Source organism: Quadrisphaera sp. RL12-1S, assembly GCF_014270065.1.
Classification (GTDB): domain Bacteria; phylum Actinomycetota; class Actinomycetes; order Actinomycetales; family Quadrisphaeraceae; genus Quadrisphaera.
Map to the genome: position 1 here is coordinate 68,810 of NZ_JACNME010000005.1, position 16,131 is coordinate 84,940.

The following is a 16,131-nucleotide window of genomic DNA, read 5'->3' on the forward strand; positions in this document are numbered from 1 at the left end:
TGCTCAGCTCCCGCGGTAGGTGGTGTAGCCGAAGGGGGACAGCAGCAGCGGCACGTGCAGGCGGCGCTGACCGTCGGACCCGCCCTCGGGGACGACGACGACGACGGCGACCTCCGGGAAGAAGCCGCTGCGCCCGGAGGTGTCGAACAGCAGGCGGTAGGTGCCCGGCTCGGGGTCGTCGTGCAGGAGCGCAGCGCGCCCGTCGTCGTCGGTGGTGGCCGTGACCAGCGGGGCCCACGCGTCGCCGGTCCGCAGGGACAGCGAGACCGGCACCCCCGCGGCGGGCGCGCCGGAGGCGGTGTCCAGGACGTGCGTGCTCAGCCCCACATCGGCTCCATGCGGCGGAGGCTAGCCGCGGATCAGGCCGTGAGGGCGGCCTGGAGCCGAAGCAGCGCGATCTGCCGCAGCTGGTCGCCCGCGACCTCCAGCTCCGCGGCGGCGTCGTTGGCGAGCCGCGCCTCCAGGGCGGCGAGCACCTCCTCGGAGGACAGGCCCGCGGCGCGCACGAGGAACACGTGGCCGAAGCGCGCCTCGTAGGCGGCGTTGCCGGCGGCGAGGCGCTCGGTGGTCTCGGCGTCCCGGGAGACCCCGGACTGCTCCAGGCGCGACATCCGCTCGTGGGCGCTGTCGCCGGTGGGGCGCTCCCCGATGCGCGGGTGGGTCTGCAGCGCGGCGAGGACGGCCTCGGGGGGCAGGGCGCGCGCGGCGGCGTCGGCCTGCTCCAGCAGCGCCTCGACGTCGGGGTAGGGGGCGCCGTCCAGCACGCTCGCCACCCACAGCGGGGCGTCCAGGCACGCGGCCAGCGCCTGCGCCTCGGACCCGGAGGGCGGCGTGCGTCCGAGCAGGACGTCGATCAGCGGCATGCCCGGAGGCTAGGGCAGGGCCGGGGCCTCAGGAGGAGCCGGAGGCGGCCCGGCACGCCGCGACCTGGCCGGGAAGCTGCTCGCGCAGCGGCTGCAGGCCGTCGATGATCTGGTCCAGGCTGACGGCGTCGAGCTCGGCGAGGGCGCCCCCGGCCCGGTCGACGGCGTCCAGGGCCTGCTGGGCCGCCTCGCCGGCCTGGACGCAGGCCTGCGGGACCGGCACCGGCGCACCGCTGGCGGCCGCCTCCGACGGCGAGGACGACGCCGCCGACGACGACGACGGCGCCGCGGCGGTCCCCGGCTGCTCCGGCTGCCCCGGGACCAGCACCCTCCCGGCGGCGAGCCCCGCCCCGAACAGGACCACCCCCGCCACCAGCAGCAGCACCCAGCGGGGCACCCCCGCGCGGCGGCGCGGCGGCCGCTCCCCAGGCTCCACAGACCGCCCCCGTCGTCCTCGCGAGCGCGCGCCGCCCCCGTGGTCCGCCCACCATAGGGTCGACACCGGCGGAGGGAGACCCGTGCGCGTCGTGAGGGCGATCGCCCGGGGGTACCGCTCCGCGGTGGTCCGCGGCCGCTGGGTGGTGCTCGTCGCCTGGGTGGGCCTGGTGGCGGCGGTGCTCCTGCTGGTGCCCGTGGGCGACCTGGCCGGGTCACGGGGCGGGTTCAACGACCTGCTGCCGGAGGACAGCCCCGCCGTGCAGGCCGCGCAGCGCTCGCTGGCGGAGTTCGGGGTCCCGGTGACGTCCGGCACGGCCGTGGTGCTGCACGACCCGGCCGGCCTGGACCCCCTGACGCGGGCCCACGCCGTGGTCAGGGCGCTGGCGGTGCTGCAGGAGGCGAGGGCCCGGGAGGCCGCCGGCGGGGCGGTCCCGCCCAACCAGCTGGTCGGCGCGGTGCCGGTGCCCCTGGTGGCCGCCGACACGTCGGTCACCTACCTGTTCGCCTCCCCCGGCTCCTCCCTGGGCGGCACGACCAACGCCGCGCAGGCCTACGCCGACCACTTCACAGCCACCGACCTGCCGGGCGTGCAGACGGCGGTCACGGGGTTCGTCCCCGCCCAGCGCGCCCAGGCGGACGTGCTGCGCGCGCACCTGAGCACGTTCGAGCTCGCCAGCCTGGCGCTGGTCGTCGTCCTGGTGGCGCTGATCTTCCGCTCCCCGGTCGCCTCGCTGGTGGTGCTGGGCGTGGCCGCGGGCGCCCTGCTCGTCTACTTCCCCCTCCTCACCCGGCTGGCCACCGAGCTCGGGTTCGCGGTGCCCGCGGAGCTGCAGCCGGTGCTCGCCGCGCTGCTCATCGGGGTGGTCACGGACTACTGCGTGCTGTTCTTCCACGCCTTCCGGGAGGGGCTGTCGCAGGGGCGCGGGGTGCACGAGTCGGTGCGGCGGACCATGGCCGCCGACGCGCCCGTGGTGGCGGTGGCCGGGGTGACGGTGGCCGTGGGCACCCTGGCGCTGCTCGTCAGCCCGTTCCGCCTCTTCGCGGCGCTCGGCCCGGCGCTGGCCTTCACGGTGCTGGTGGGGGCCGTGGCCGCGCTGGTGCTGGCCCCGGCACTCATGGCCGTCCTGGGCCACCGCCTGTTCCGGCTGCGCGGGAAGGTCCCCGTGACGCGTCCCCTGGAGGCCGCGGACGCCGCTCCGCCGCGCGAGGGCGAGGCGGACCGCGGCTCGGGCGGCTGGCTGGGGCGCGCGCTGGTGGGGGTGCTCACGCACCGCGCGGGCGCCGTCGTCGCCGTCGTCCTGGTCACCGGGGCGCTGCTCGCGGCGGCGGCGCCGCTGCGCCACGCGACCCTGTCGATGTCGTTCACCGCGGGCCTGCCCGCGAGCGACCCGGTCGCCCAGGGGGCGGCGCTGCTCGACCGGGCCGGGCTGGCCGGGCTGTCGGCCCCCACCGAGGTGCTCGTGGAGGGTCCGGGGGTGACGGCGCAGCGCGACGCCCTCGCGCGGCTGCAGGCGGGGCTGGCCACCCAGCGGGGGGTGGTGCGCGTCATCGGGCCCGCCGACCTGCCGGTCAGCGACGACCGGCTCGGCCTGGTGCTGGCCCGCAGCGGCGACGCGGCGCGGTTCGTGGTGGTGCTCGACAGCGACCCGCTGGCGGCCACCGCCATCGCCGACGTGCGCGCCCTGCGCGCGCAGCTGCCGGCCCTCGTCGCCGCCTCGGGCCTGCAGGGGGCGACGCCGTCCGTGACGGGCCAGACGCGGATCGCGAGCGAGGTGGCGGACCTGACGGTGCGCAGCCTGCTGGTCACGCTGGTGGTGGCCTTCGCGCTGCAGCTGCTGGTGCTCGCGGTCTACCTGCGCTCGCTGGTCACCCCGCTGGTGGTGCTCGCCGCGAGCCTGGTGAGCATGGGCTCGGCGCTCGGGCTGACGGTGCTGGTGTTCCAGGACTGGATGGGCCAGCCGGGGCTGACCTTCTACGCGCCCTTCGCGACGGCGGTCCTGCTCCTCGCGCTGGGCGCGGACTACAGCGTCTTCGCCATCGGGGGCATCTGGGAGGAGGCCCGCCGGCACCCGCTGCGCCGCGCGATCGCCGTGGCCGTGCCCCGCTCGGCGGGGGCCATCACCGCCGCCGGGGTCATCCTGGCCTCGACGTTCGCGCTGGTCGGCGTGATCCCCCTGGTGACGTTCCGGCAGATCGCCTTCACCATGGCCGCGGGGCTCCTGGTGGACACCCTGCTCGTGCGCCCGCTGCTCATGCCCGCCGCGCTGTCGCTCCTGGGCCGCTGGGCCGGCTGGCCCGGGGGCCGGACGGCGCTGACCGAGCGCGGCCGCCTGGTGGCCGCGCCGTGAGCCGGGGTGGCCGGCGCGCCCTGGGCTGGCTGGTCGTGGTGGCCGTGCTGCTCGGCGGCGCCCTGGTGGCGGCCCCCGTCCTCGACGGCGCGGCGCGCACCGCCGCGCAGGAGCGGGCGGCGGCCGAGGTCGCGCGCTCCTCGGGGGCTGCCGGCGCCACGGTCACCGTGGGCGGCGGGTGGTTCCTGCCCCAGGTGGTCCGGGGCCGCTACCCGCAGGTGCGGCTCGACCTGCGCGAGGTCCCCACCCAGCAGCTGACCCTCGCGCGGGTGGTGGTGGACGCCTCCGACGTGGAGCTGTCGACGCCGGACCTGCTGCAGGGGCGGGTGACGGGCACCGCCGCCGCGAGCCGCACCTCCGCCACCGTCTCCTACGACGTACTGGACGCGGTGCTCGCCCGGCGCAGCCCGCCGCTGCGGGTGGCCCCGGAGACCGGCGGCGACCGCCTCCGGGTGACCGGCTCGGAGCGGGTGCTGGGCCGCGACGTCGCGCTCTCGGGGTGGGTGGACCTCGAGGTGGACGCGGAGAGCTCACCGCCGGTGCTGCGGGCGGTCCCGGACGAGCTGGACGTCGACGACGGCCTCCTCGACAGCCTGTCGGGCTCGGTGCTGCGGCGCCTGCGGGGGCTGCTCGCCTTCGACGTGCCGCTGGGCGAGCTGCCCGACGGGCAGCGGGTGACGGGGGTCCAGGTGCGCGGTGACGGGGTGGTCGTCGACACGCAGGGTGAGGGCATCGTTGTCGGATCGTGATCGTCAACCGGGGCCCCCAGGTGGTCGATCGCTTGTGAAGGAGGTAACAAGGACGTCGTGACCACCATCCCCGCTCCCCTGCGGCCGACCGCCGGCGCGCTCCCCGGCCCCGTGTCGGTGCAGCGGGCTGTCGGCGCTCTGGTCGCGCGCTGGCCCGTCCTGGCCGGTGCGGGGCTGCTGGTGGTGGTGCTCGACGTGCTGCTGGGCGGCCCGCTCAGCACCGTGCTCGACGTGCGGGTGAACCGGTGGATGGCGGCGCTGCCGCACACCGGGCCCGACCTGGTGCTCGCCCACGTGCTCGACCACACCGGCAAGATCACCGTCGTGGCGCCCCTCCTGCTCGTGGTGGCGGGCCTGGGCTCCTGGCGCCGCCGCAGCTGGAGCTCGCTGGTGACGGCCGGCGGCACCCTGTTCGTGATGCTCTCGGTGCTGGCCGTGGTCAAGTTCGGTCTGGCTCGCGGCCTGGCCGTCAACGGGGACCCCTCGCTGCTGGTGCCCGGCGGCCAGTCCTTCCCGTCGGGCCACGCGGCGCAGGCCGCCGTCACCGCCGGGCTGCTCGTGGCGCTGCTGCCGCGCCTGACCGGGCGGCCGCTGCGGCGCTCCACGGCGCTGCTCGTGGTGGCCGTGCCCTGCTCGGTGATGACGTCGGTGTCGCTGTACCTCGGGTTCCACTGGACCACCGACCTCGTCGCGGGGACGCTGGTGGGGCTCCTGGCCGCCCGCGCGGGGCTGGCCGTCGAGCGGCGCTGCGAGCGCCGCCGGGCGGTCCGCCGCCTGGGCGCGCCGCCGCTGCGGCTGGTCACCGCCCCGTTCGACGTCGACCTCGAGCGCAGCCGCGTCGCCACCAGCACCGGCCAGACGCTCATCGTTGCCCGATCGTGACTCCCGGCGACGGAAGCTGACAGGTTCTGTTCATGTGAAACGGGTAACAAGGAACTGTGACGACTGATCCGATGCCGTTCGGCTCGCGCGCGGCAGCGCTGCGCGGGACCGGCGAGCACCGCGAGGCCGCGGCCGCCTGGCTGGCCGTGCGCTGGCCGCTGCTGGCCGGTGTCGCGCTGCTCGGCGTCCTGCTGGACCTCCTCCTGGGGGGCCCGCTGACCACCGTCGCCGACGTCCGCGTCCACGCCTGGATGGCCGCCCGCCCCCACACCGGTCCCGACCTCGCCCTGGCGCACGTCCTCGACCACACCGGGCAGCGCGGCATCGTCACGCCGATCGTGCTGCTCGTGGCCGTCTGGGTCCGACGTCGCACCGGCAGCTGGTCGTCAGTGTGGCTCGTGCTCGGCACGATCTTCGCGATGAACCTCGTCATCGCCGCGGCCAAGTTCTCCCTGGCCCGCGGCCTGGCCGTCGACGGGGACCCGTCCCTGTTCCTGCCGGGCGGTCAGGCGTTCCCGTCCGGCCACGCGGCCAACGCCTCGTCCGCCGCGGCGCTGCTCGTCGTCCTGCTGGCCCGCGGCCGCGGCGTGCGCCTGCGCCGCTCCACCGCGCTGGTGGTGGTGCTGGTCCCGAGCGCGGTCATGACGGTGGTGTCGCTCTACCTGGGCTTCCACTGGTTCAGCGACCTCATCGCCGGCACGCTGCTGGGCGCCCTGGTCGTGTGGGCGGGGGTGCGGGTGGAGCGCCGCACCGGCCCCGAGCTCCGCCGTCGCCGGACCCGCCGGCGCATCGGCATCCCGCCGCTGCACGCCCTGCAGCCGGCCGGGCACGCCCTGGACGACCCGTTCGAGGTCGACCTCCCCGCGGAGCTGCCCGCTCGGCTAGCGTCGGCCCGTGCTGCTGACACCGCACGAGCAGGAACGCCTGATGCTCAGCTACGCCGCCGACCTGGCGCGACGGCGGCGTGAGCGCGGGCTGAGGCTCAACCACCCCGAGGCGGTCGCCGTCATCACCTCCTTCCTGCTGGAGGGGGCCCGTGACGGGCGCACGGTGGCCGACCTCATGTCGGCCGGCCGCGGCGTGCTGGCCCGCGAGGACGTCATGGACGGCGTCCCGGAGATGCTCCACGAGGTGCAGGTCGAGGCGACCTTCCCCGACGGCACCAAGCTCGTCACCGTCCACGAGCCGATCCCGTGATCCCCGGAGAGGTCCTGGTGGCCGCCGCCGAGCCCGTCACCACGCTGCCGGGCGCCCCGCGCACCACCCTCGTGGTGGTCAACACCGGCGACCGGCCCGTGCAGGTGGGCTCCCACTTCCACTTCGCGCAGGCGAACACCGCGCTGTCCTTCGACAGGACGGCGGCCCACGGCCTCCGGCTCGACGTGGCCGCCGGCACCGCCGTGCGGTTCGAGCCGGGGGTGGAGCGCGAGGTGGTGCTCGTGCCGATCGCCGGGGCGCGCGTGGTGCCCGGCCTGACCGTGCCCGCACCGGGCCACCTGGGGCAGGTGCGCTGATGGTCGACCTCTCGCGCGAGCGCTACGCCGCGCTCTTCGGACCCACCACCGGGGACCGCATCCGCCTGGCGGACACCGACCTGCTCATCAGGGTGGAGGAGGACCGCTGCGGCGGCCCCGGACGCTCCGGTGAGGAGGCGGTCTTCGGCGGCGGCAAGGTCATCCGCGAGTCGATGGGCATGGCCCGCGCCACCCGCGCCGAGGGGGCGCTGGACACCGTCATCACCGGCGCGGTGGTGCTGGACCACTGGGGGATCGTCAAGGCCGACGTCGGCATCCGCGACGGGCGCGTCGTGGCGCTCGGCAAGGCCGGCAACCCCGACACCATGGACGGGGTCCACCCCGACCTCGTCATCGGCCCGTCCACCGAGGTCATCGCCGGCAACGGCAAGGTCCTCACCGCCGGCGCCGTCGACTCCCACGTCCACTTCATCTGCCCGCAGATCGTGCCCGAGGCCCTCGGCAACGGGATCACCACGCTGGTGGGCGGCGGCACCGGTCCCGCGGAGGGCACCAAGGCCACCACCGTCACGCCGGCGTGGCACACCCCGCTCATGCTCGAGGCGATGGACGGGTGGCCCGTCAACGTGGCGCTGCTCGGCAAGGGCAACACCACCTCCGCCGCGGCCATCGAGGAGCAGCTGCTGGCGGGCGCGTCCGGGCTCAAGCTCCACGAGGACTGGGGCTCCACCCCCGCCGTCATCGACGCCGCGCTGCGCGCCGCGGACGAGCACGGCATCCAGGTGGCGCTGCACTCGGACACCCTCAACGAGGCCGGGTTCGTGGAGTCGACGCTGTCGGCGATCGCCGGGCGGGGCATCCACGCGTACCACACCGAGGGCGCCGGAGGCGGTCACGCGCCGGACATCATCACCGTGGCCTCGCACGCGAACGTGCTGCCCAGCTCCACCAACCCGACGCGGCCGCACACCGTCAACACCATCGACGAGCACCTCGACATGCTCATGGTCTGCCACCACCTGAGCCCCCGGATCCCCGAGGACCTCGCCTTCGCCGAGAGCCGGATCCGGCCGAGCACCATCGCCGCCGAGGACGTCCTGCACGACCTCGGCGCCATCTCGATGATCGGCTCGGACTCCCAGGCGATGGGCCGCATCGGAGAGGTGGTGCTGCGCACGTGGCAGACCGCCCACGCCATGAAGGTGCGCCGCGGCGCCCTGGCCGGTGACCCGAGCGGCCCTGACGGCGACGACAACCTGCGCGCGCGCCGCTACGTGGCCAAGACCACCATCTGCCCGGCGATCGCCCACGGGCTGGACGGCGAGGTCGGCTCCGTCGAGCCCGGCAAGCTGGCCGACCTCGTGCTGTGGGACCCGGCGTTCTTCGGCGTCCGGCCGCACCTCGTCCTCAAGGGCGGCTTCATCGCCTGGGCGGCCATGGGAGACGCCAACGCGTCCATCCCCACGCCGCAGCCGCAGCTGCCGCGGCCGATGTTCGGGGCGGCGGCGCCGGTGGCGGCGGCCACGTCGGTGCACTTCGTGGCGCCCACCGCCCTCGAGCACGACCTCGCCGACCGGCTGCGCGTGCAGCGGCGCCTGGTGGCCGTCAAGGACGTGCGCCGGCTCACCAAGGCGGACATGCCCGAGAACGGCGCGCTGCCGCGCATCGAGGTGGACCCGGACACCTTCACGGTGCGCATCGACGGCGACGTCGTGGAGGAGTCACCCGCGGCGGTGCTCCCCATGGCGCAGCGCTACTTCCTCTTCTGAGCGATGACCCTCGCGTCACTGCTCGCCCTCGCCGACTCCCGCCTGCCCGCGGGCGGGCACGCCCACTCCGCCGGCACCGAGCAGGCGGTGCTCGACGGGTACGTGACCGACGAGGCGTCGCTGGCGACCCTGCTGCGCCGCCGCCTGCTCACCGCGGGCGTCGTCGCGGCGCACCTCGCCGCTGCCGCCTGCGCCGCACCAGAGGCCGGGGCCCTGCGAGCCCTCGACGGCGAGGCGGACGCCCGCCTGCCGGCACCCGCCGCCCGCGAGGCGTCCCGCGCGCAGGGCCGCGGCCTGGTCCGGGTGGCGTCGGTGGCCTGGCCGAGCGCGGCCTGGGCGGCGCTCGCGCAGGTCGCACGAGCCCCGCACCACCCCCTCGCCGTCGGCGTGGCCGCCGCGGCCGCCGGCGGTGACCCCCGCGACGCCGCCCTCGTGGCGCTCTACCTCACGGGCACCGCCCCGGCCACGGCCGCCGCCCGCCTGCTCGGGCTCGACCCCGTCACGGTGGCCGCCGTCCTCGCCTCCCTCGGGCCCCTGCAGGACGCCCTCGCCGCCGACGCCGCCGACGCGGTCGCGCGCGGCGAGGAGGTCCCGGCCGAGTCCGACCCCCTGACCGACCTCCTGGTGACCCGGCACGCGCCGCGCCAGGACAAGCTCTTCGCCTCGTGAAAGGACGGTCCCCCGTGACCCAGGCAGACCCGCAGCAGGACCCGCAGCCCAGCCCCCAGCCGACGGGAGCCGAGCGCACCCCCGACCTCGACCACACCCCCGCCCGGCCGGACGTCGAGGCGCACCTGCGCTTCACCGAGCCGCCGCACACCCACCCCGCCCCGCAGGACCGGTACGGCAACCCGCTCAGTCACGAGGAGGCCCACGCCCAGGGGCTCCCCCACACCCACGCGCCCGTGGCCACCCCGCGGCGGTCGCCGTCGGCGCCGCTGCGCATCGGCATCGGCGGCCCGGTCGGCTCCGGCAAGACCGCGCTGGTGGCGGCGCTGTGCCGGGCGCTCGGCCCGGAGGGCGCCGGCCTGGACATGGCCGTGGTGACCAACGACATCTACACCACCGAGGACGGCGACTTCCTCGTCCGCCACGGCGTGCTCCCGGCCGAGCGCATCACCGCCGTGCAGACGGGCGCCTGCCCGCACACCGCCATCCGCGACGACATCGCCATGAACCTCGACGCCGTGGAGGAGCTGGAGGACAGCTTCGACCCCGACGTCGTGCTGGTCGAGTCCGGCGGCGACAACCTCACCGCCACCTTCAGCTACGGCCTGGTGGACGCGCAGATCTTCGTGGTCGACGTCGCCGGCGGTGACAAGGTGCCGCGCAAGGGCGGCCCGGGTGTCATCACCTCCGACCTGCTCGTCATCAACAAGACCGACCTCGCTCCGATGGTCGGCGCGGACCTGGGTGTCATGGACCGGGACGCCTCCGCGCTGCGCGGGGAGCGCCCGGTGGCGTTCACGAGCCTGCGCGAGGACCCGGGCGCCACGCCCGTGGCCGCGTGGGTGCAGCAGCTGCTGGCCCAGCGCAGGCTGGCCAGTGCGCACACGGGTTGAGCTGGTCGCCGCGCCGGGTCCCGGGGGCACCACGTCGCTGACCACCAACCGCGCCGAGGGGATCCTCAACGCGCGGCGCACCGGCCCGCACGAGGTGCACCTCGTGGGGACGGGCGCGGGCCCGCTGGGCGGCGACGCGGTGGTGGTCGACGTCGTCGTCGAGCCCGGCGCGCGCCTGTCGCTGCGCGGTGTCGCCGCGACCCTGTCGATGCCGGACAGGTCCGGCCGGCCGGCGCGGCTCGACGTGCGGCTGCGCGTGGGCGAGGGAGGCCACCTCGACGTGGCGCTGGAGCCGCTGGTGGCGGTGCGCGGCAGCGACCTGCACGCCGTGACCGCCGTGGACGTCGCCCACGGCGGCGCGCTCGACCTCACCGAGGTGACCGTCCTCGGCCGCTGGCGGGAGGCGCCGGGCCGCTGGCGCGGCACGCTGCGCGCCGACCTCGGCGGCGCCCCGTGGCTGCGGCAGTCGGTGGCCCTCGGGCCGGGCTCGCCGGTCTGGGACGCGCTCGACGCCCCGCGAGTGCTCCTCAGCCGGCTGCGCTCCCCCGCCGCCCTCACCCCCTCACCGACGACGACGGAGCCGACGACGACGAAGCCCGCCGGTCGCACGGCCGGCTGCGCCGCGGCGATGCCGCTGCCCGGCGGCGGTGAGCTCGCCCAGGCCCTCGGCCCCGGCCTGCTCGCAGCCCGCCGCGACCTCGCCTTCCTCGAGAACGGCCCGACAGAGTTTCGGTCGACCGAAACCTCTGGCACCCTGACCGGGTGACCTCGACCGCCACCCGCACGCGCACGCCGGAGCGCCGGCTCCTGCACCTGCTGGGGCCGGCGTTCGTGGCGGCGGTGGCCTACGTCGACCCGGGCAACGTCGCCGCCAACCTCACCGCCGGCGCCCAGCACGGCTACCTGCTGCTGTGGGTGCTCGTGGTGGCCAGCGGCATGGCCGTGCTGGTCCAGCACCTCTCCGCCGCGCTCGGCGTGGTCACCGGGCGCACCGTCCCGGAGCACCTGCGCGACAGGCTCGGGGCGCGCGGCCGGCTGGCGTTCTTCGCCCAGGCCCAGGTGGTGGCCATCGCCACGGACGTCGCGGAGGTCATCGGCGGCGCGGTGGCCCTCGGCCTGCTCTTCGGGCTGCCGCTGTGGCTCGGCGGCCTCGTCACCGGGCTGGTCTCCACCGCGGTGCTGGCCCTGACCAGCCAGGACGGCGCCCGCCGCTTCGAGGCCGTCATCATCGCCATGCTCGGGGTCATCGCGGTCGGCTTCCTCGCCGGGCTCGTGGTCGCCCCGCCCGACCCGGCCGAGGCGGCGGCGGGGCTCCTGCCCCGCTTCGACGGCACGGACACGGTGCTCCTGGCGGCGAGCATGCTCGGCGCCACGGTCATGCCGCACGCCATCTACCTGCACTCCGCGCTCGCGCGGGACCACCACGGCGGCGCCGTCGAGCCGTCGCGGATCCCCCGCGTGCTGCGCGCCACCCGCACCGACGTCGTCGCGGCGCTCGCGCTGGCCGGCGTGGTCAACGTCGCGATGCTGCTGCTGGCGGCCACCTCCCTGCGCGGCGCGGCCGGCACCGACACCCTCGAGGGCGCGCACGCCGCCGTGGTGTCCTCGCTCGGGCCGGGTGTCGGCCTGTTCTTCGCCATCGGCCTGCTGGCCTCGGGGCTGGCCTCGACGTCGGTCGGGTCCCAGGCCGGCGCCGTCATCTGGGGGACGCTGCGCCACCGGGTCCCACCGCTGCTCGTGCGCCGGGTCATCACGCTGGCTCCGGCGATCGCGGTGCTGGTGGCCGGGGTCGACCCGACGCGCGCACTGGTGCTGAGCCAGGTGGTGCTGAGCTTCGGCATCCCGTTCGTGCTGGTCCCCCTGCTGCGCCTGACCTCCAGCCGCGCGGTGATGGGCGAGCACGCCAGCACCCCGCTGGTGCGGGCGCTGGCAGTGCTGGCGGGGGTGGCCGTCGTCGTCCTCAACGCCGTGCTGGTGGTGCTCACCGTCACGGGGTGAGGGCCGGGTGACCGGCGGCCGGGCGCCACATCGCCAGCGGCGGCTCGGCCGAGGGCAGACCGCGGACCGGGCCGAGCGGCACGAAGCCGAGCCGCCGGTACAGCGGGGTGGTGCGCGGCGAGGAGGACTCCAGGTAGGCCGCCTCCCCCACGGCGTCCAGGCGGTCGAGCCGGTGCTGCAGCAGTGCGCGCCCCACGCCGCGCCCCTGCCCGGCCGGAGCCACGCCGACGGCCTCGAGGTACCAGTGCGGCGCGTGCGGCCGGGCCCTGTCGAAGGCCCGCTGCGCCGCCAGCGCTCTCGGGACCCCGCCGAGGCCGAACGCCCTCAGGTGGTCCGGCACCGCGCGCAGCGCGTCCAGCGCACCGAGGGTGCGCAGGTGGGGACCGTGCCACGCGGCCGCGCCCAGGAGGGCGCCGCTCTCGGGGTCGCGGGCCAGGTCGACGCTGCCGTCGGCCACGGGCCGGGCCAGCTCCGCGCGGTAGAGGTGGAAGCGGCGGCGGGCGTCGCGGCGGCCCCCGAGGAGCGCCGCGACCTGCGGCTCCCCCTCGAAGGCCTCGGCGAGCAGGCCGGCGGCGGCGTCGAGGTCGGCCGGGGCGGCGGGGACGACGAGGGGGGTGTTCACAAGGGCCTCCGAGCGATCTGGTCATCTGTCCAGGTCCAACGACCAGACCCGCAGCGTGGTTCCCGACGGCGCCCAGCAGGATGGCGCGGAGCAGGATGGCGGCGTGAGAGCCGGCAGCACGCGCGACGCCCTGGTGGCCGCTGCCCTGCGGGTGGTCGAGCGCGAGGGCCTCCCGGCGCTCACCACCCGGCGGGTGGCCGCGGAGGCCGGCCTGCCGCTGGGCACCGTCCACTACTGGTTCACCGACAAGCGGCAGCTGGTCGCCACCACCACCGACGCCCTCCTGCAGGAGGTCCGCGAGCGGTCCGCGGGCGCCACCGACCTCCGCGACGCCCACCGCCGCCTGGCCGCGGTGCCCGCCGGGCGGCAGCTGGCGCTGGTCGAGCTCACCACGGCGGCCCTGCGCGACCCCGCCCTCGCCGACCTCGCCCGCCAGCAGTACGCCGCCTACCGCGCCACGGCGCTGCAGCAGCTCGCCGAGCTGGTCCCCCGCGCCGACGCGGACCTGCCGGGGGGCTCCGAGGCGCTGGCCACCCTCGTGGTGGCCGTGCTCGACGGCCTCACCCTGTCCACCCTCGCCGAGGACGACGACGAGGGTCGAGGCCGGGCCCGCGCCGACGCCGCCGTGGAGCTCCTGCTCGACCTGCTCCAGCGGCACCGTGATCGGGTCGCTCCCCCGGGGGACGCGCCGTAGCGTCGAGGAGGTGACGCACAGTGATCACGGCAGGCTCGTCGGCGCCGCCCGCGCGGTGCTCGAGCACCTCCCCGGAAGGTCGTCCGGGAGCGGGACGGCGGTCCAGCAGACGGTGACGATGACGGCGCCCGCCGTCGACGTCCTCACCGCCCTCGAAGACCCGGCCGTCCTGTCCCACCTGCTCGGTGACCTCGGCTCCGTCGAGCCGCGCGAGGGCGGGCAGCGCTGGCGCTTCGCCGCCGGCGAGGGCCACGACGGGCTCGTCTGGGACACCGCGCTGGCGCGCCGCGCGGACGGGCTGCGCTACGAGGGGACCGGCGGCAGCACCGGCAGCCTCGACGTCACCACCTCCCCGGCCCCGCGCGACCACGGCCTCGAGGTGCGCCTCGTCCTCGACCTCTCTCTCCCCCGCCTCGCCGCCGGCGCCGCCGCGTTCACCCTGCTCTACCGGCTGCGGGCGCTGCTGGTCTCCGGCGAGGTCCCCACGCTGCGCCCCCAGCCCTCCGCTCGGGACGAGAGGGGCTGACGGTGCGCGCCCTGGTGTGGAACGGCGTCAACGACCTCGCCGTGGCCGACGTCCCCGAGCCGACGATCATCAACCCCCACGACGTGCTGCTGCGCGTGAGGCAGACCACGACGTGCGGCTCAGACCTGCACTTCATCGACGGCTACCTGCCCGGCATGCGCGCCGGGGACGTCGTCGGCCACGAGTTCATGGGCGAGGTGGTCGCCACCGGGCCCGAGGTGCGGCGGGTGCGGATCGGCGACCGCGTCGTCGTCCCGAGCTTCATCTCCTGCGGGCGCTGCTGGTACTGCACCCACGAGATGCCGTCGCTGTGCGACACGACCAACCCGAACGCCGCCGTGCAGCAGCCGGTCCTCGGCTACCCCAGCGGTGGCATCTACGGCTACACCCACCCCTTCGGCGGGTACGCCGGCAGCCACGCCGAGCTCGTCCGCGTGCCGTTCGGCGACGTCAACTGCTTCACCGTGCCCGACGGCGTCAGCGACACCCAGGCGCTCTTCGCCTCCGACGCGGCGCCCACGGCGTGGACGGGCGCGGACTTCTGCGACATCTCCCGCGGCGATGTGGTCGCGGTCTTCGGGGCCGGCGCGGTGGGCCTCATGGCCGCCGCGGCGGCGCAGCTCATGGGCGCCGAGCGGGTCGTCGTCGTCGACAGGCTCCCCGAGCGGCTCGCACTGGCCCGCGAGCACCTCGGCGCCGAGACCATCGACTACAGCACCACCGACAGCGTGCAGGAGGCCCTGCGCGAGACGACCGGCGGGCGCGGACCTGACAGCGTCATCGAGGCGGTGGGGCTGGAGGGCCACGGCACCGGGGTGCAGCAGGTGGTGGACCGCGTGAAGCAGGCGGTGCGCCTGGAGACCGACCGGGCCACCCCGCTGCGCGAGGCGCTGCTGGCCTGCCGCAAGGGCGGTGTCGTGTCGGTGCTCGGCGTGTACGGGCTCACCGACTCCTTCCCGATGGGCGTGGTCACCAACAAGGGCCTGACGCTGCGCTCGGCGCAGCAGCACGGGCAGCGGTACGTGCCGCGGTTGCTCGATCACCTGCGGCGCGGTGAACTCGACACGTCGTGGCTGGCCACGCACCACATGCCCCTGGAGGACGCCGTGCACGGGTACCAGATGTTCAAGGACAAGACCGACGGGTGCCTGCGCGCGGTGTTCCACCCGTGACGCTGCGCGACGTCCAGCTCACACCGCGCCCGGGCGGCAGCCCCGAGCTGCGCGGTGTGCTGGGAGTGCCCAGCGCCGCCGTCCACGGTGGCGGTCCGTGGCCGGGCGTGGTGGTGGTGCACGAGGCCTTCGGCGTGGACGACGTCATGCGCCGGCAGGTGGAGCGGCTGGCTGAGGCCGGCTACCTCGCGCTCATGCCGGACCTGTTCACCGCCGGCGGTGCCCGCAAGTGCCTCACCGCCACGTTCCGCGCGCTGGCCGCGGGCCACGGCCGCGCGTTCGAGGACGTCGAGTCCGCCCGCGCCCAGCTGGTGGCGCTGGCCGAGTGCACCGGGCGGATCGGGGTGATCGGGTTCTGCATGGGCGGGGCGTTCGCGCTGCAGCTGGCGAGCCCGTCGCGCCCGGGTGGCCCGTACGCGGCGTCGTCGGTGAACTACGGACGCCTGCCCGGGGACGACGCGGAGCTGGACGCGCTGCTGGCGGGCGCGTGCCCCGTCGTCGCCAGCTACGGCGGCCGTGACGCGTCGCTGAAGGGCGCCGCCGACAGGCTCGACCGCGGGCTGCAGCACGCGGGTGTGCCGCACGACGTGCGGGAGTACCCCAGCGCCGGGCACTCCTTCCTCAACGACGCCCCCAACGGCCCGCGGCTGCTGCGCCCCGTCATGCAGCGGATCCTCGGTGTCGGGCCGGAGCCCGAGGCGGCCGCTGACGCGTGGGGGCGCATCGAGGCCTTCTTCGGCGAGCACCTGAGGGAGGGTGAGGGCCGTGGCCCCGACGCCTGAGGACGACCTGTCCGTCTGGAAGCGGCTCGCCCCCGGAGGGATGCTGCTGGTGGGCAGTGGGCTCGCCGTGGCCCTCGACGCCTCCGCGCGCCGCTCGTCCGGCGCCCCGCTGCTGCGGTGGGCGGCGGAGGGGACGGCGGGGCTCGTGCTGGTCAACGCGGGCCTGGCCCTCTACGGGGAGGCCATGAAGCGCCGCGGCTTGCACGACGCCGCCACCCGTCCGTGATCATGGACTTCCGGACCAGGCAGCC

At 76.2% G+C, this 16,131-nt stretch carries 20 protein-coding genes; 16 read left to right on the forward strand and 4 right to left on the reverse strand.

What is annotated here, in order from left to right; genetic code table 11:
• Positions 1 to 3: 3 nt before the first annotated feature.
• The 3 genes from uraH to H7K62_RS23850 are packed head-to-tail and all read right to left on the reverse strand — an operon-like array spanning position 4 to position 1,299.
• The gene (gene uraH / locus H7K62_RS11215; RefSeq protein ID WP_186718146.1) at positions 4 to 327 is read right to left on the reverse strand and encodes a hydroxyisourate hydrolase; all 324 of its coding nucleotides are present in this window, start codon (positions 325 to 327) and stop codon (positions 4 to 6) included.
• A 32-nt stretch (positions 328 to 359) separates the two neighbouring features.
• Positions 360 to 863 carry a 2-oxo-4-hydroxy-4-carboxy-5-ureidoimidazoline decarboxylase gene (gene uraD, locus H7K62_RS11220; RefSeq protein WP_186718148.1) on the reverse strand — a complete coding sequence of 168 codons (504 nt, stop codon included), beginning with the start codon at positions 861 to 863 and terminating at the stop codon, positions 360 to 362.
• A gap of 28 nt (positions 864 to 891) precedes the next feature.
• Positions 892 to 1,299, reverse strand: coding sequence for a hypothetical protein (locus H7K62_RS23850; protein ID WP_186718150.1), 408 nt, complete (start codon positions 1,297 to 1,299; stop codon positions 892 to 894).
• An 82-nt stretch (positions 1,300 to 1,381) separates the two neighbouring features.
• On the opposite strand from H7K62_RS23850, the gene H7K62_RS11230 reads away from it, so the two are divergent.
• From H7K62_RS11230 to H7K62_RS11280, 11 genes are all read left to right on the forward strand, one after another.
• Positions 1,382 to 3,649, forward strand: coding sequence for an MMPL family transporter (locus tag H7K62_RS11230; protein ID WP_186718152.1), 2,268 nt, complete (start codon positions 1,382 to 1,384; stop codon positions 3,647 to 3,649).
• Complete coding sequence (locus H7K62_RS11235; protein ID WP_186718154.1) at positions 3,646 to 4,398, forward strand: LmeA family phospholipid-binding protein; 753 nt, start codon at positions 3,646 to 3,648, stop codon at positions 4,396 to 4,398. The genes H7K62_RS11230 and H7K62_RS11235 overlap by 4 nt, the downstream gene beginning before the upstream one ends.
• Before the next feature lie 57 nt (positions 4,399 to 4,455).
• Positions 4,456 to 5,280, forward strand: coding sequence for a phosphatase PAP2 family protein (locus H7K62_RS23855; RefSeq protein ID WP_186718156.1), 825 nt, complete (start codon positions 4,456 to 4,458; stop codon positions 5,278 to 5,280).
• A 56-nt stretch (positions 5,281 to 5,336) separates the two neighbouring features.
• Positions 5,337 to 6,248, forward strand: coding sequence for a phosphatase PAP2 family protein (locus H7K62_RS23860; RefSeq protein WP_186718158.1), 912 nt, complete (start codon positions 5,337 to 5,339; stop codon positions 6,246 to 6,248).
• The gene (locus tag H7K62_RS11250; protein ID WP_147927822.1) at positions 6,175 to 6,477 is read left to right on the forward strand and encodes an urease subunit gamma; all 303 of its coding nucleotides are present in this window, start codon (positions 6,175 to 6,177) and stop codon (positions 6,475 to 6,477) included. Before H7K62_RS23860 ends, H7K62_RS11250 begins: the two co-directional genes overlap by 74 nt.
• A complete protein-coding gene (locus H7K62_RS11255; protein WP_186718160.1) occupies positions 6,474 to 6,794 on the forward strand; it encodes an urease subunit beta in 321 nt (106 codons plus the stop codon). Before H7K62_RS11250 ends, H7K62_RS11255 begins: the two co-directional genes overlap by 4 nt.
• The gene (locus tag H7K62_RS11260; protein WP_186718162.1) at positions 6,794 to 8,524 is read left to right on the forward strand and encodes an urease subunit alpha; all 1,731 of its coding nucleotides are present in this window, start codon (positions 6,794 to 6,796) and stop codon (positions 8,522 to 8,524) included. The genes H7K62_RS11255 and H7K62_RS11260 overlap by 1 nt, the downstream gene beginning before the upstream one ends.
• Positions 8,525 to 8,527: 3 nt before the next feature.
• Positions 8,528 to 9,193: an urease accessory protein UreF gene (locus H7K62_RS11265; protein WP_186718163.1), complete on the forward strand. Its 666-nt coding sequence runs from the start codon at positions 8,528 to 8,530 to the stop codon at positions 9,191 to 9,193.
• A 236-nt stretch (positions 9,194 to 9,429) separates the two neighbouring features.
• Positions 9,430 to 10,086: an urease accessory protein UreG gene (ureG, locus tag H7K62_RS11270; protein WP_186718627.1), complete on the forward strand. Its 657-nt coding sequence runs from the start codon at positions 9,430 to 9,432 to the stop codon at positions 10,084 to 10,086.
• Positions 10,070 to 10,852: an urease accessory protein UreD gene (locus tag H7K62_RS11275; RefSeq protein WP_186718164.1), complete on the forward strand. Its 783-nt coding sequence runs from the start codon at positions 10,070 to 10,072 to the stop codon at positions 10,850 to 10,852. The genes ureG and H7K62_RS11275 overlap by 17 nt, the downstream gene beginning before the upstream one ends.
• Positions 10,849 to 12,084, forward strand: a complete 1,236-nt coding sequence (locus tag H7K62_RS11280) for an Nramp family divalent metal transporter (RefSeq protein ID WP_186718166.1) — start codon at positions 10,849 to 10,851, stop codon at positions 12,082 to 12,084. Before H7K62_RS11275 ends, H7K62_RS11280 begins: the two co-directional genes overlap by 4 nt.
• Here H7K62_RS11280 and H7K62_RS23865 read toward each other — a convergent pair.
• Positions 12,074 to 12,706 carry a GNAT family N-acetyltransferase gene (locus H7K62_RS23865; protein WP_186718168.1) on the reverse strand — a complete coding sequence of 211 codons (633 nt, stop codon included), beginning with the start codon at positions 12,704 to 12,706 and terminating at the stop codon, positions 12,074 to 12,076. The two genes, H7K62_RS11280 and H7K62_RS23865, sit on opposite strands and share 11 nt — an antisense overlap.
• Positions 12,707 to 12,809: 103 nt before the next feature.
• Here H7K62_RS23865 and H7K62_RS11290 point away from each other — a divergent pair, with 103 nt between their 5' ends.
• From H7K62_RS11290 to H7K62_RS11310, 5 genes are read left to right on the forward strand one after another with little or no spacing between them, the layout of a single operon-like run.
• Positions 12,810 to 13,400: a TetR/AcrR family transcriptional regulator gene (locus H7K62_RS11290; RefSeq protein WP_186718170.1), complete on the forward strand. Its 591-nt coding sequence runs from the start codon at positions 12,810 to 12,812 to the stop codon at positions 13,398 to 13,400.
• A 10-nt stretch (positions 13,401 to 13,410) separates the two neighbouring features.
• On the forward strand, positions 13,411 to 13,926 hold the full coding sequence (locus tag H7K62_RS11295; RefSeq protein WP_186718725.1) for a hypothetical protein: 516 nt from the start codon (positions 13,411 to 13,413) through the stop codon (positions 13,924 to 13,926).
• 2 nt (positions 13,927 to 13,928) lie between these two features.
• Positions 13,929 to 15,098, forward strand: a complete 1,170-nt coding sequence (locus H7K62_RS11300; RefSeq protein ID WP_186718172.1) for a zinc-dependent alcohol dehydrogenase — start codon at positions 13,929 to 13,931, stop codon at positions 15,096 to 15,098.
• A complete protein-coding gene (locus H7K62_RS11305) occupies positions 15,095 to 15,880 on the forward strand; it encodes a dienelactone hydrolase family protein (RefSeq protein WP_186718174.1) in 786 nt (261 codons plus the stop codon). Before H7K62_RS11300 ends, H7K62_RS11305 begins: the two co-directional genes overlap by 4 nt.
• Positions 15,864 to 16,106 carry a hypothetical protein gene (locus H7K62_RS11310; RefSeq protein WP_186718176.1) on the forward strand — a complete coding sequence of 81 codons (243 nt, stop codon included), beginning with the start codon at positions 15,864 to 15,866 and terminating at the stop codon, positions 16,104 to 16,106. The genes H7K62_RS11305 and H7K62_RS11310 overlap by 17 nt, the downstream gene beginning before the upstream one ends.
• The last annotated feature ends 25 nt before the right edge of the window (positions 16,107 to 16,131 follow it).